The organism is Methylomonas koyamae (assembly GCF_001644025.1).
Classification (GTDB): Bacteria; Pseudomonadota; Gammaproteobacteria; order Methylococcales; family Methylomonadaceae; genus Methylomonas; species Methylomonas koyamae_A.
Map to the genome: position 1 here is coordinate 1 of NZ_LUUK01000078.1, position 13,408 is coordinate 13,408.

At 53.4% G+C, this 13,408-nt stretch carries 13 protein-coding genes; 8 read left to right on the top strand and 5 right to left on the bottom strand.

The window, feature by feature from the left end; all coding sequences use genetic code 11:
• Positions 1 to 306: 306 nt before the first annotated feature.
• Genes glyQ through A1355_RS06775 form a run of 4 tightly spaced genes read left to right on the top strand, consistent with a single transcriptional unit; the run spans position 307 to position 4,550 of the window.
• A complete protein-coding gene (glyQ, locus tag A1355_RS06760) occupies positions 307 to 1,221 on the top strand; it encodes a glycine--tRNA ligase subunit alpha (RefSeq protein ID WP_064026492.1) in 915 nt (304 codons plus the stop codon).
• Positions 1,221 to 3,287, top strand: coding sequence for a glycine--tRNA ligase subunit beta (gene glyS / locus A1355_RS06765; protein WP_157197776.1), 2,067 nt, complete (start codon positions 1,221 to 1,223; stop codon positions 3,285 to 3,287). Before glyQ ends, glyS begins: the two co-directional genes overlap by 1 nt.
• The gene (gene gmhB, locus A1355_RS06770) at positions 3,284 to 3,826 is read left to right on the top strand and encodes a D-glycero-beta-D-manno-heptose 1,7-bisphosphate 7-phosphatase (RefSeq protein ID WP_064026303.1); all 543 of its coding nucleotides are present in this window, start codon (positions 3,284 to 3,286) and stop codon (positions 3,824 to 3,826) included. Before glyS ends, gmhB begins: the two co-directional genes overlap by 4 nt.
• 13 nt (positions 3,827 to 3,839) lie before the next feature.
• Positions 3,840 to 4,550 (top strand): lysophospholipid acyltransferase family protein, encoded by a 711-nt coding sequence (locus tag A1355_RS06775; protein WP_313729304.1) that lies wholly within the window; start codon positions 3,840 to 3,842, stop codon positions 4,548 to 4,550.
• A 378-nt stretch (positions 4,551 to 4,928) separates the two neighbouring features.
• Here the strand turns inward: A1355_RS06775 and A1355_RS25640 are convergent, their stop codons facing one another.
• The 3 genes from A1355_RS25640 to A1355_RS26395 form a co-directional block, all read right to left on the bottom strand.
• Positions 4,929 to 5,066 (bottom strand): hypothetical protein, encoded by a 138-nt coding sequence (locus A1355_RS25640; protein WP_168030184.1) that lies wholly within the window; start codon positions 5,064 to 5,066, stop codon positions 4,929 to 4,931.
• Positions 5,067 to 5,171: 105 nt separating this feature from the next.
• Positions 5,172 to 7,076, bottom strand: coding sequence for a DCC1-like thiol-disulfide oxidoreductase family protein (locus tag A1355_RS06785; RefSeq protein WP_064026309.1), 1,905 nt, complete (start codon positions 7,074 to 7,076; stop codon positions 5,172 to 5,174).
• A 142-nt stretch (positions 7,077 to 7,218) separates the two neighbouring features.
• Positions 7,219 to 7,347 (bottom strand): hypothetical protein, encoded by a 129-nt coding sequence (locus A1355_RS26395; protein ID WP_255189959.1) that lies wholly within the window; start codon positions 7,345 to 7,347, stop codon positions 7,219 to 7,221.
• A gap of 209 nt (positions 7,348 to 7,556) precedes the next feature.
• On the opposite strand from A1355_RS26395, the gene A1355_RS06790 reads away from it, so the two are divergent.
• On the top strand, positions 7,557 to 7,976 hold the full coding sequence (locus A1355_RS06790) for a hypothetical protein (protein WP_064026312.1): 420 nt from the start codon (positions 7,557 to 7,559) through the stop codon (positions 7,974 to 7,976).
• A gap of 60 nt (positions 7,977 to 8,036) precedes the next feature.
• On the opposite strand, the gene A1355_RS06795 is transcribed toward A1355_RS06790, so the two are convergent.
• Entirely contained in the window at positions 8,037 to 8,225 is a 189-nt protein-coding gene (locus A1355_RS06795) for a DUF2970 domain-containing protein (protein WP_064026314.1), read from the bottom strand.
• 80 nt (positions 8,226 to 8,305) lie between these two features.
• Here A1355_RS06795 and metH point away from each other — a divergent pair, with 80 nt between their 5' ends.
• From metH to A1355_RS06810, 3 genes are all read left to right on the top strand, one after another.
• On the top strand, positions 8,306 to 11,980 hold the full coding sequence (gene metH / locus A1355_RS06800; protein ID WP_064026316.1) for a methionine synthase: 3,675 nt from the start codon (positions 8,306 to 8,308) through the stop codon (positions 11,978 to 11,980).
• A gap of 80 nt (positions 11,981 to 12,060) precedes the next feature.
• Complete coding sequence (locus A1355_RS06805) at positions 12,061 to 12,549, top strand: TIGR00645 family protein (RefSeq protein WP_064026493.1); 489 nt, start codon at positions 12,061 to 12,063, stop codon at positions 12,547 to 12,549.
• Entirely contained in the window at positions 12,549 to 12,779 is a 231-nt protein-coding gene (locus A1355_RS06810; RefSeq protein ID WP_064026318.1) for a glutaredoxin family protein, read from the top strand. The genes A1355_RS06805 and A1355_RS06810 overlap by 1 nt, the downstream gene beginning before the upstream one ends.
• An 18-nt stretch (positions 12,780 to 12,797) precedes the next feature.
• Here the strand turns inward: A1355_RS06810 and A1355_RS06815 are convergent, their stop codons facing one another.
• Positions 12,798 to 12,998 (bottom strand): (2Fe-2S)-binding protein, encoded by a 201-nt coding sequence (locus A1355_RS06815; protein ID WP_064026320.1) that lies wholly within the window; start codon positions 12,996 to 12,998, stop codon positions 12,798 to 12,800.
• Positions 12,999 to 13,408 lie beyond the last annotated feature (410 nt).

Here is a 13,408-nt window from a genome sequence, read left to right on the forward strand (position 1 = left end):
CGCCACCAGGATTTCGCCGATCGTCGGATCACCTATGATGGCCGCCAACCCTCGCTGTTGCGCCGTCGAATCCGGGCAAAATTCGGCTTCTTGATCGAAGAGCTCAGTCAATAAATCGCTTAGGACCGCGATGTCGGCCGCACGGGCCAAATCGATCCGCATAGTGTCGTCTCCTAATTCGAATCGGCCAGTGTAACCGAATTTTCCGAGTAACCATCAGCGCTGGTCGGTTGCCATCCGCCGCGTTCGAGGGGGCTTTTGGAGTATAATCGCAATATTTTTTAATCCCTTAAAATGGCTTGCGACGTGACGACGACCAACACTGATGTCTCTACTTTTCAAGGCCTGATTCTGACCTTGCAACAATACTGGTCGGAGCAGGGTTGCGTGTTATTACAACCCCTGGATCAGGAGGTCGGCGCCGGTACCTTCCATCCCGCGACATTTTTACGCGCCATAGGCCCGGAGCCTTGGAACGCGGCTTACGTCCAACCTTCGCGCCGCCCCACCGACGGCCGCTACGGCGAAAATCCCAACCGCCTGCAACATTACTATCAGTTCCAGGTCATCATGAAGCCGTCGCCGGACAACATCCAGGAATTGTATCTGGGTTCTCTGCGCCATCTAGGCCTGGATTTGCTGGAGCACGACATCCGCTTCGTCGAGGATAACTGGGAGTCGCCGACCCTGGGCGCCTGGGGGCTGGGTTGGGAGGTCTGGCTGAACGGCATGGAAGTCACGCAGTTTACCTATTTCCAGCAAGTCGGCGGCCTAGAATGCAAGCCGGTCAGCGGCGAGATCACCTATGGCCTGGAACGTATTGCCATGTATCTGCAAGGCGTGGAATCGGTGTTCGATCTGGTCTGGACCCGCGGCCCGCAAGGCGTAGTGACTTACGGCGACGTCTTTCACCAAAACGAAGTGGAAATGTCGGCGTTCAACTTCGAACACGCCAACGTCGATTTTCTGTTCCAATGCTTTGATACCTTCGAAGCGGAATGCCAAAAACTGCTCGAACAAAACCTGCCCCTGCCCGCCTACGAAATGGTCTTGAAAGCCTCGCACTCATTTAACTTGCTCGATGCGCGCCACGCCATCTCGGTCACCGAACGCCAACGCTACATCTTGCGCGTGCGCAATCTGGCCAAGTCGGTCGCCGAAGCCTACTACGCCCGCCGCGAAGCGTTGGGTTTCCCCATTCTGGCCAGACAGGGAGCGTAATCATGAGCACCAATGATTTGTTATTCGAGCTGGGTGGCGAAGAACTGCCTCCAAAATCCTTGAAGAAACTCAGCCAGTCTTTGCTGGACGGCATGGTCGCCGGCTTGAATGACGCCGGCTTGAATTTTAGCGAGGCCAAGGCCTACGCGACACCACGCCGTTTGGCCGTGATCATCCGTAACCTGGACAGCCAGCAGGCGGATAAGGTGGTCGAAAAGCGCGGCCCAGCCTTGCAAGCGGCCTACGGTCCGGATGGCGCACCAAGTAAGGCGGCACTGGGCTTTGCGTCCAGTTGCGGCGCCGGCTTCGAGCAACTGGAAAAACTGGAAACCGATAAAGGTTCCTGGCTGATTTTCAAACAGGCTGTCAAAGGTCAAGCGACCTCCCAGCTTATCCCCGACATCATCCGCAAAAGCCTGGCGCAACTGCCGATCGCCAAGCGCATGCGCTGGGGCAATTACGACCACGAGTTCGTGCGACCGGTGCACAATGCGGTGCTGCTATTCGGCGACGACATTATCGAGGCTGAGATCCTGGGCTTGAAGACCGGTCGTCATAGCTTCGGCCACCGCATGCATGCACCAGCGCCGATCGAGCTAAGCCATCCCAATGAATACGTGGACAAACTGTTGGCGGCGAAAGTGACGGTCGATTTCGAACAGCGCATGCGGCAAATCGAAACCGGCGCCCAGCGGGCGGCGACCGAACTGGGCGGCATCGCGCATATCGAGGCCGATTTGCTGGAAGAGGTCGCGGCCTTGAACGAGTGGCCGGTGCCGGTAGTCGGCAATTTCGATGCCCGCTTCCTGGAATTGCCGCAGGAAGTATTGATCACGACGATGCAGTCCAACCAGAAGTACTTCCCAGCCAAGAATGAAAACGGCGGCTTGCTGGCGCACTTCATCACCTTTGCCAACATCGAAAGCTCCAATCCGGCGGCGATACGCGCCGGCAATGAACGCGTGGTGTTGCCGCGCTTGGTCGATGCCGAATTCTTCTGGAAACAAGACCGCAAGCAATCCTTGGCCGATCGCGTCGACAGCCTGAAAACCATCGTCTTTCAAAAAGACTTGGGCACCTTGCTCGACAAGACCGAGCGCATCGCCCATCTGGCCGGCTTGATCGCCGAAAAACTCGGCGCCGATGTCGCGTTGGCGAAACGCGCGGCCTTGCTGGCGAAAACCGATTTGCTGACCAATATGGTGAGCGAATTTACCAACCTGCAAGGCACGATGGGCCGTTATTACGCGGCGGCGGACGGCGAGGACTTAGCGGTCGCTAACGCCCAGGAAGAACAATATTTCCCGAAACAATCCGGTGGCGAGATTCCGCAAGCGACTATCAGCGTCGCGTTGGCGGTGGCGGAAAAAATCGACACCCTGGCCGGCATTTTCAGCGCCGGACTGATACCAACCGGCGACAAAGACCCTTATGCCCTGCGCCGCGCCACCTTGGGCATCTTGCGCACCTTGATCGAAAACGGCCTGGATTTGGATGTCGTCGAATTGCTGGATGCGGCCCTGGCGCAATTCAGTCATACATTCGACAAGGCCGAAACCCGAAACAAGGTGACTGGCTTCATCTTCGATCGTCTGAAAGGCTATTGCTTGGATCAAGGTTTCAGCAACGACGAATTCGAAGCGGTATTCGCGGTTAACCCGACCCGTCCGTTCGATTTCTGGTTGCGGATTAAAGCGGTACAGTCCTTCCGCGCCTTGCCGGAAGCCGAAAGTCTGGCCGCCGCCAATAAGCGCATCATCAATATCTTGAAGAAGTCCGAACAGCCGGTTTCGGAAACCATCGGTAATCTGGCCGAAGCACAGGAAAAAAATCTACTGGTTGCCGCCGAGGAATCGGAAACCGCGATTCTGCCACTGCTTGCCGAGCGCAATTATCCGCTAGCGCTGAGCCGCTTGGCGCAGCTACGCGATACGGTCGACGCGTTTTTCGATCACGTCATGGTCAACACCGACGACATAGCATTGCGCAACAGTCGCCTAGCCTTGCTGGCCAAATTGTCCAACCAGTTCTTGCGGATCGCCGACATTTCCAAGCTGCAAGCGTGACGGACCGTTATGTCATCCTGGATCGAGACGGCACCATCAATGTCGACTCGGATACCTTCGTCAAGTCGCCGGAAGAATGGCAACCACTACCCGGTAGCCTGGATGCCATCGCCTTATTGAGCCACCATGGTTTTAAAGTCGTGGTGATCAGCAATCAATCCGGCGTGGCGCGCGGCCTGTTCGATCTCGCAACGCTGGAGGCGATACACGCCAAGATGAAACAGTTGGTAATCGACGCGGGCGGCGAGATCGAAACAATCTATTTCTGCCCGCACGGGCCCGACGATGCCTGCGATTGCCGTAAACCCAAGGACGGGCTATTTCGCCGCTTCGCCGCCGACTACCGCGCCGACTTGAGCAAAATCTACGCGGTCGGCGACTCGTTCCGCGACCTGCAAGCCGCCGAAACGGCCGGCGCCAAGCCTATCCTGGTCAAGACCGGCAAGGGCCTGAAAACCATGCAAGATCATCCAGAACTTTACTGTCCTATCTTCGACACTCTATATGACGCAGCCAACTTCATCGTCACGCAAAGCTGATTTCCGAGTCTATTTGGGCTCCACCCTATTCTTTATTTACATCTTGTTTTCCACCCCGATTGTCGGCGTACTAATACTGGCGGCAATACCGTTGTCTTTCGAGCTGCGGTATCGAATCGCCGATATCTGGATAAACTACCTGATGTTTATGCTTAAGCTTTGTTGCGGTTTGAGTTGCCAGGTGGAGGGATTAGAAAACGTTCCCAAGGATCGCGCGGCGGTGATCCTGAGCAAGCATCAATCGGCCTGGGAGACTATCGCGCTACGTCAGTTTATCTCGCCGCAAACCGCTGTCTTGAAAGAGTCGTTATTACGCATCCCGTTCGGCGGCTGGGGCTTGGCAACGCTAAAACCAATTGCGATCGATCGAAGCGCGCAAAAAGAGGCACTGAAAATGTTGTTGGAACAAGGCACTGCGCGCCTCAAGGAAGGTCTGTTTGTGTTGGTGTTTCCGGAAGGCACTCGTGTCGCGCCAGGCGACTCCAAAAAATTCAACGCCGGAGGCGCGATGTTGGCGCAAAAATCCGGTTTTCCGGTAATACCGCTGGCTCACAATGCCGGTGAATTTTGGCCGCGCAACAGTTTTTTGAAATATCCCGGCGTAATTAAAGTCAAGATAGGGCCGACTATCGAAGTCACCGGCAAAACCGCTAAAGAGATTAACGCCGCTGCGGAAGAATGGATTGGGAATGCCATGACGGAGATTTCCGCCGAGAGCGCTTGATTTTTGAAGAGGATATTAGGAAAAAACCATAAACAAGGCCCGCCGACAGCGGGCCTTGCCGTTAAGCTTTAGAGCTGTACGGAAGTAGAGCTTGAAACTTTTTGTTTGGATGCGTCCGGATCGTCCATGCAACCACTCAGGCCAACCAGCATCAGGGTGATCGCCAACAAAGACAGTACTTTTTTCACAATATCCTCCAAATGAATGTTTTTTATATTTTTTCGTGTACGAAATCAAAAAAGAATTAAGCACGGCGAAACTTATACAGACTAAAGCCGATTTTCGCAAACAAAATATCTTTAGAGAACGGTTTCAGAACAAATAAGGCCCGCATAAAGCGGGCCTTATAAAAGGATTTTGCTAAATCCCTAACTACGATCAGTTGACGCCTGAACCTTGTTGGGCAGGAGTACCGTAGTTTTTTGGTTTTGGATTACCTTGGTCCGGGTCGTCCATGCAGCCGCTCAAGCTAACAATCATCATCGCCATCGCAAGAAGAGACAAAACTTTTTTCATAACATCCTCCGAATAAAAATGTAGGTTTTTATAGTTCTCGTGCACAAATCTCGAGCACCAGGATTTTATAGCATGATCATTCTCGGCTTGCAACACCCCTTATATTCATAGCGAATCGATGTCTTTTGGCAGGCTAATCTTGATTTCCTTACCGGACCAGGCCGCCGAACCTATCGCCTCCCAATCTCCAGATAAGTTATTATTTCTTAGATCTTTTTCCCAAGAAGACGGTGCACGGGTTCGCTTCATTTTGATGATGAATTGGGTGTTTCCCAAATCCAGTCCGGACTTTTTTCCCCAAAAAGCGGTGACCTTCATGATGAATTTCTTGAGCCTGACTTCGTCGATATTCGGGGTCACGGCGATGTTAGCCCACATCGAATGCACCCGCCCCCAATTGGGCGCCAGTAAGCGTCCTTGCCGATTCACAAACGGTAACCAGAACTCTTCGCCATCGGCGTTCAGATAAGTGATGCCGAGAATGCGATCGTAGCCTTCGAAGTGGTCGTGCAAGTAAAGCGCGTGAGGAGTAATTCCTAGAAAGGTATGCGAGAGCATTAAAATCCCGTTGCTCGCGTCGGTCAACATGCCAGCCAGCATCGTTTGCCGCGTATCGACATGCAAGCGATATAGCAAACCGTAATGGACGCTGCTGTTGAACTGAAAAAACAACAGCACCACTACGACTTTGGCAATCTTGTGAATTCGGCTATGCGCCGGCGTCGCATGCTCCGGCTCGAAGACTCGCTCATACCAGGAAAACGCTAAGTCCGGCGCCATCTCTGTAACGCAGCTCACGTCGCAGGCCAGACGGGCACGACTGTCGGCGATCGCACGATAGCGTCGATATAACCAACCGTGCAATAGCGGGAGATTCATCAGCCAACCGATTGGGGCAGGATAGGCCATTGCGATCAGGATTTGCGCATAGGTATCGACGCCGGCATACACACGCCCCTCGCCATCCACCGCATAGAGATCGGTTAGCAATTGTTGTTCGTCCAATTCGGCCAACGCGGGATATTCGATCGCATGCACTTGGGCTGGCTTGAATTCGACACGGCGTAAAACGTCGAAATGAGCGAGCGTCAACACCGTGCGATTGCACAGAGGGCATTGCCGGTCGTAGAACACCGTCAGTTTGGTCTTGCCTCTCAGCCAAGTACCGATGCGCCGATACCAGGAAAACGGCATGACTAAGGCGTAGAAAATCAACATCCCCATACCGAACGGATAAATATTGAACGACAAGCTGATCCCCAGATGCAGCGCGACGCCGATCAAAAAGTACAGCGGCCGCAATCGTCTTAAAAAGTAAAAAAACGGGAAGCTGAATTGGAAGACGATGATGGTGTAGCCTATAAATTTTTGCAGGCTTTCGATATTCAGCAACCAAGCCAGATCGACGGCCGAAATATAATAGGGCATTGAGGAAGGCAACCAGGCACCCAACCCGTTCCGCCAGTGCTCGGCAAACATTTTATGGATGGCGGAATCAAAATAGAGCAGACCTAGACAGATCGAAACCGGCAGAATATAGACTAACGCTGACACTTGCTCCACTCGTGTGCGGTCGTAAATAGCAAACGGCGCCCGCAATTTACGGATGAGCGCATCAATAGCAAACGCCCTATCCATCGGCATAAACATCAAGAAAAAATTGCCGCCTATCATGAACAAATCGAAGCCGCCGTCGAAATCACGCTGCATCGGCGTGAAGTTGACGAAAATTAGCCATAACAGATAGTTGGCGACGCTGGCGGCTTGGCAGCGGTAGCCCACCGCCAAACACAGCGCGACAACGGCCCAGAGCCAGAGGGCGAATACGATCATCGGAAATTCGACATCGAGAAACGGGATGGGGTCGAAGATCAAATGGTTGAAATAGATCAGAAAGCACACTTCCTGAAGCGTGACCAGACCGAACAACATGCGAAACAGCCCCACGCCCGTGGCTGGAACTCGCTTTGAGTAAAGCGTTGCGAATTTGGAAACAAGGGCTCTATACATGTTTGATCGAAACGGCGAAAGAAAAAGATCAGGAATTATAAGGTATTGCAACCTTCCTCCCGAATTTTTGGCAAAAAAAAGGCGGCTACGGATCAATCCGTAGCCGCCTTTTCCAGAAAAGCTTGTTCGTAACCGAACTGTCTTATTCTTCGTCTTTAGGTTCGGCAAACACCCATTTTACGAAAAAATATCCGGCAGCGATAATCACTACCGCGCCGATCATGCCTGAAGGTTCTTTCAGCATTTCTGTTAAGTCTAAGATCGCTCCCATGGGTGCCTCCTACCTAAATAAGTTAATTGTTATAAAATGTGCCAGTTCGTTGGCGGTCGAGCATCATATGTTACTTTAGCTGCTTGCAAAGTCAAGCAATTGGTGGGTGATTGTTAAAGATCGCGGTGCAATTGCCATCCAGAGAGAATATGAGTAGTATGGGCGCGTGTTAATTTCATAACAATAACAATAGTCATAGGGGAGAAATCATGATAGGCGGCATAGTAATGGTTTTAACGGCGATCTGGGTCTACCAGACCATGATGAAAGCCAAAAAGAGCAATGTGCTCATGTGGGTAGCCGCATGCGTGGTGGTGTTTTTCGCGGTCGAATTCGTTGCCCAGATCTTTTGCATTGAAATCATCGACGCATTGGGCGGCAAGGATATAGGCGACAGCTACGATCGCGATTTAGCGAGCGTCAGCGACAGAAGAACCCAGGAAAACCCCGGCGGCTTCTTCGTCAACAGCTTGTGCGAATTATTCCCGTCGGTTGCCGGCGTTCTAGCCGTGGCCGCCATCCGCACGCTAGTCATTTTGAAGGAAGCGCCGACACCGGCCAACCTGTTTAGCGGTATCAAGGAAATGCTCATTAGCATTAAAGACAGCTTTAAAACCTCCAGCAATTAATCGCCGCGCGTAAGCCCTAAAGCCTGAATTTGGGCTTACGCGCCGTCCCAACGGTACTGATCATCCCGTGACTAGCGAGACCACCGTCACGATGGCGAAAACAAACAGTACCGTCGCAATTAGTCCCACGATGATATAAGCCGGTAGCGAACCGTGCTTGAAATCAATTTCCCGGTTCTTGTTGCTTTGTACGCCGATTCCGGCGGCGAGCACGCTTTTGATAACATGTAACATGCTGGGTTTCGACATTTTTCCCCTCGGTGTTTAAAACGGATTCCTTGATGGCATCGCCCACTCCGAGTCGGTAACCACTCTTATTCTTCGGATCGATGAACAGAACACAACCATTACACGAGCTCTTGTCACAACGGATACTGTTTCTGGACGGTGCAATGGGCACCATGATACAGAGCTACAAGCTGAGCGAAAAGGATTATCGTGGCGCGCGTTTTGCCGATTGGCCGGTCGACCTGAAGGGCAACAACGATTTACTGTCGATCACCCAGCCCGACATCATCAAGGCGATACATAAGGCGTATTTGGACGCCGGCACCGATATACTGGAAACCAATACCTTCAATTCCACCCGAATCGCGATGGCCGATTACCGGATGGAAGACCTGGCTTACGAGATCAACGTCGCATCCGCGCGGGTTGCCAAGCAAGCCGCCTTGGAGGCCAGCGCGCTCACGCCGGACAAGCCGCGTTTCGTCGCCGGTGTATTGGGCCCGACCAACCGCACCTCGTCGATGTCGCCCGACGTCAACGATCCCGGCTTCCGCAATATTACCTTCGACGATCTGGTCTCTGCTTACAGCGAAGCGACTGAAGGTCTGATCGATGGCGGTGCCGACATCATCCTGATCGAAACCGTATTCGATACGCTGAATGCCAAGGCCGCGATTTTCGCGGTCGAACAAACCTTCGACAAACTCGGCTACAAATTGCCGGTAATGATCTCCGGCACCATTACCGACGCCTCCGGCCGCACCCTGTCCGGACAAACCGCCGCCGCATTCTGGTATTCGCTGAAACACGTGCAGCCTATCTCTATCGGCTTCAACTGCGCATTGGGCGCCCAGGAACTGCGCCAGTACATCGAAGAACTTTCCAATATCGCCGATACCTACGTTTCCGCGCACCCTAACGCCGGCCTGCCCAACGAATTCGGCGAGTACGACGAAACGCCGGAAATGATGGCCGCCGAATTGGCCGACTGGGCCGCCAGTGGCTATTTGAACATTATTGGTGGATGCTGCGGCACCTCGCCGGATACCATCCGCGCCATTGTAGCCGCGTTAAGCAAATATCCGCCGCGTAAGATTCCCGAGTTGGAAAAGCGCTGCCACCTGGCCGGACTGGAAGCGATGAGCATCGGGCCGGAAACTTTATTCGTTAACGTCGGCGAGCGTACCAACGTCACCGGCTCGGCGATCTTCAAAAAAATGATTATTGAAGAACGCTACGAAGAAGCCTTGGAGGTTGCCAAACAGCAGGTCGAAAACGGCGCGCAAATTATCGACATCAACATGGACGAAGGCATGCTGGATTCGAAAGCGGCGATGGTGCGCTTTTTGAATTTGCTAGCTGCCGAGCCGGACATCGCTAAAGTACCGATCATGCTGGATTCGTCAAAATGGGAGATTCTGGAAGCCGGTCTCAAATGTATTCAGGGCAAGGGTATCGTCAACTCGATTTCGATCAAGGAAGGCGAAGAAGCATTTATCAAGCATGCCAAACTGGTGCGCCGTTACGGGGCCGCCGTGATTGTGATGGCGTTTGACGAACAAGGCCAAGCCGATACGATGGCGCGCAAGGTGGAAATCTGTAGCCGCGCGTATAAGATTTTGACTGAACAAATCGGCTTCCCGCCAGAAGACATCATCTTCGACCCGAATATCTTCGCGGTCGCCACTGGCATCGAAGAGCACAACAACTATGGTGTGGACTTTATCGAAGCTACCCGCATCATCAAACAAACCCTGCCGCATGCTTTGGTTTCCGGCGGCGTTTCTAATGTCTCGTTTTCCTTTCGCGGTAACAACCCGGTGCGGGAAGCGATACACGCGGTGTTCCTCTATCACGCGGTGCATGCCGGTATGGACATGGGTATCGTCAACGCTGGACAGTTGGCTATTTACGCCGATATTCCGGAAGAACTGCGTAACGCCGTCGAAGACGTTATCCTGAATCGCACGCCTGAAGGCACTGAAAAACTACTCGAAATTGCCGAAAAATATCGCGGCAGTGGCCAGGCAGCTAAGGTAGAAACCCTGGAATGGCGCGAATGGCCAGTCAGCAAGCGTTTGGAACATGCGTTGGTGAAAGGTATTGCCGATTACATCGAAGAAGATACCGAAGCGGCAAGGCTGGAAGCCGAAAAACCGCTGCATGTCATCGAAGGGCCGTTGATGGACGGCATGAACGTCGTCGGCGACTTGTTCGGCGAGGGTAAGATGTTCCTGCCGCAAGTGGTCAAATCGGCGCGGGTCATGAAAAAAGCCGTAGCCTATCTGATGCCGTTTATGGATGCGGAAGTCGATGGCAGCGAACGGCAAACCAACGGCAAGGTGCTGATGGCCACGGTAAAGGGCGACGTACACGATATTGGCAAAAACATCGTCGCCGTGGTGCTGCAATGCAATAACTACGAGGTTATCGACTTGGGCGTGATGGTTCCCGCTGAAACCATTTTGAAAACCGCGCGTGATGAAAAAGTCGATGTCATCGGCCTCAGCGGCCTAATCACGCCGTCGCTGGACGAAATGGTACACGTCGCCAAGGAAATGCAACGCCAAGGGTTTACGATCCCATTGATGATAGGCGGCGCCACCACGTCGCGCGCCCACACGGCTGTCAAAATCGAACCCAATTACCAAGCCGCGCCGACCATTTATGTCACCGATGCTTCGCGCGGTGTCGGCGTCGTTAGTGCGCTGTTAAGCGAAGACTTGCGAGCCGAATTCGTCGAAAAAACCCGCGAAGAATATGCCTTGGTGCGCGAACGCCATAAAGGCCGGCAAGCCAAGAATCCACAGCACGATTTGGCGGGTGCACGGAAAAATCGATTCGATTACGCCGACCACCAGCCGGTTAAGCCTAAATTTTTGGGTACCAAGGTCGTCACTGATTTGCCGCTGGAAACATTGGTTGGCTACATCGACTGGTCGCCATTCTTCCAGACTTGGGAGTTGTCCGGCAGCTATCCGGCCATCCTCAATGACCACGTGGTTGGCGTGGAAGCCACCAAGTTGTTCGAAGATGCGCAAAAAATGCTGCAACAGCTGGTCAGCGAGCAATGGCTGACCGCCAAAGCCGTGATCGGTTTCTTTCCCGCCAATAGCGACGGTGACGACATCGTGCTGTATACCGACGACAGCCGTAAAGAGCAACGGGAAGTGTTGCATCATTTGCGGCAGCAAAATGTCAAGGCGCCGGGTCGGCCCAATTACTGTTTGTCCGATTTCATCGCGCCGGTCGGCAGCGGCATTGCCGATTATCTGGGCGGCTTTGCGGTTACCTCAGGTATCGGCATCGAAACTAAGTTGGCTGAATTCGAAAAAGATCACGACGACTACAGCTCCATCATGCTGAAAGCCTTGGCCGACCGTTTGGCCGAAGCCTTTGCGGAATACATGCATCAAACCGTACGCCGCGATTACTGGGGGTATGCCGAAGATGAAAAGTACGACAACCATGCCCTGATCGAAGAAGCCTATCAGGGCATCCGTCCGGCGCCCGGCTATCCGGCTTGCCCCGATCACACCGAAAAGGCCAAATTGTTCGAATTGCTGAACGTCACCGAAAATACCACGATAGCACTGACCGAAAACTTCGCGATGTACCCAACCGCGGCGGTCAGCGGTTGGTATTTCTCGCATCCGCAGTCGCAGTATTTCAATGTCGGCAAAATCGATCGCGACCAACTGGAAGATTATGCGCGGCGCAAAGGCATCAACGTTGAAGTGGCCGAACGTTGGCTGGCGGCACATTTAAACCACTAAGCTTGGCTGAGTTAGAGACCGGCTCTGATTTTCGGTCTTTAACTCGGCGACCCAAGACGACTATGAGCACCCCAAAACGCATCGAACATTTCCTGGAACGCACCATGTACGCCAGCCGCTGGATCATGGCGCCGATTTATTTCGGTATGACGCTGATTCTGGCTGTGTTGGCCGTCAAGTTCTTTCAGGAGCTTTGGCATTTCATCCCGCACGTCATGGACTTGCCGGATACCGAAATCATCCTGAAATTGTTGACCTTCATCGACCTGGCCTTGGTCGGCAGTCTGACCGTGATCGTGATGTTCAGCGGCTATGAAAACTTCGTGTCGCGGATGGACATCGAGTCCGATACCGAAAAGCTGGAGTGGCTAGGCACCCACGACTATGGCTCGTTGAAAACCAAGGTCACCTCGTCCATCGTGGCGATTTCGTCGATCCATCTGCTGAAAATTTTCATGAATCTGCACGCCACCGAAACCGACAAATTGCAGTGGTACGTGATCATTCACCTGACGCTGGTGGTGTCGGCCTTCTTCATGGGCTACCTGGACAAGATTTCCAAGCACTGATGGCGGAATTGATTTTGTACGGCAGCGACGGCTGTCATTTGTGCGAGGACGCCGAAACGCTGTTGGTGCAGGCCGGCGCGCACTTTGTAAAACAAGAAATACTGAACGACGACGCAGTCTATCAACGTTATGCGCTACGGATTCCGGTACTGCGCGACCCGGCCGACGGCACGGAACTGAACTGGCCGTTCGACGCCGAGCAGGTCGCCGCGTTCTTGGCCGAACGCTAACCGCCTCCGCGACCCAGCTTATGCGCCGCCGGCCGCCCGGCGAGCTTCGGCTTTAAACAACTGCTCGAATTCGTACTCGCAACCGCCGCAACCGGACGCCGCACCGGTGATGCGAGACACTCGCTCGGGATCGCTTATGCCGTCTGCAATCAATTGTTCGATCTGGCGGCGAGTGGTACCGCTACAAAAACAAAGGACGTCGTCCTGGTCTAGGCTCATGCTGAATGTTCCGAGGCAATGATGTTGATATACGGCAAGCGAGGTTTGTTGGCCGTCAAGCGCGACCGCCTCCTATATTACCGAATCGCGGCTACCGCCGCTGTGAGGTTTTGGGGTGTTTGCAAAAGTTGGTGGGGAGTTTTGCTCGCTCTCTCGGCCAAAAGCGGACGGCCCTTTAATTTTTGATGTCCGGTTAAGTGCTTTTATCAGATGTAGGGCGGGCAAATTTGCCCACCATTGCAACCCACGTGGGCACAAAAACCGTGCCCACCGGGCTTAGCGATAGCGAAGTCAGCTGGAGCTTTGAGTTGGACGAAGCCGCTAACGCGGAGAATATCCTGGGCGGAACCCCGCGTAGGGCGCATTAGCGGTAGCGTAATGCGCCGAATGGTTTAAGGCCAACATGCGGC

Excerpts from the sequence above, each read along its gene's own strand:
- A1355_RS06815 (WP_064026320.1), bottom strand. The coding sequence starts at position 12,998 with ATGAGCCTAGACCAGGACGACGTCCTTTGTTTTTGTAGCGGTACCACT.
- A1355_RS06790 (WP_064026312.1), top strand. The coding sequence starts at position 7,557 with ATGATAGGCGGCATAGTAATGGTTTTAACGGCGATCTGGGTCTACCAG.
- A1355_RS25640 (WP_168030184.1), bottom strand. The coding sequence starts at position 5,066 with ATGAAAAAAGTTTTGTCTCTTCTTGCGATGGCGATGATGATTGTTAGC.
- A1355_RS06785 (WP_064026309.1), bottom strand. The coding sequence starts at position 7,076 with ATGTATAGAGCCCTTGTTTCCAAATTCGCAACGCTTTACTCAAAGCGA.
- A1355_RS26395 (WP_255189959.1), bottom strand. The coding sequence starts at position 7,347 with ATGGGAGCGATCTTAGACTTAACAGAAATGCTGAAAGAACCTTCAGGC.
- A1355_RS06810 (WP_064026318.1), top strand. The coding sequence starts at position 12,549 with ATGGCGGAATTGATTTTGTACGGCAGCGACGGCTGTCATTTGTGCGAG.
- A1355_RS06795 (WP_064026314.1), bottom strand. The coding sequence starts at position 8,225 with ATGTCGAAACCCAGCATGTTACATGTTATCAAAAGCGTGCTCGCCGCC.
- metH (WP_064026316.1), top strand. The coding sequence starts at position 8,306 with ATGAACAGAACACAACCATTACACGAGCTCTTGTCACAACGGATACTG.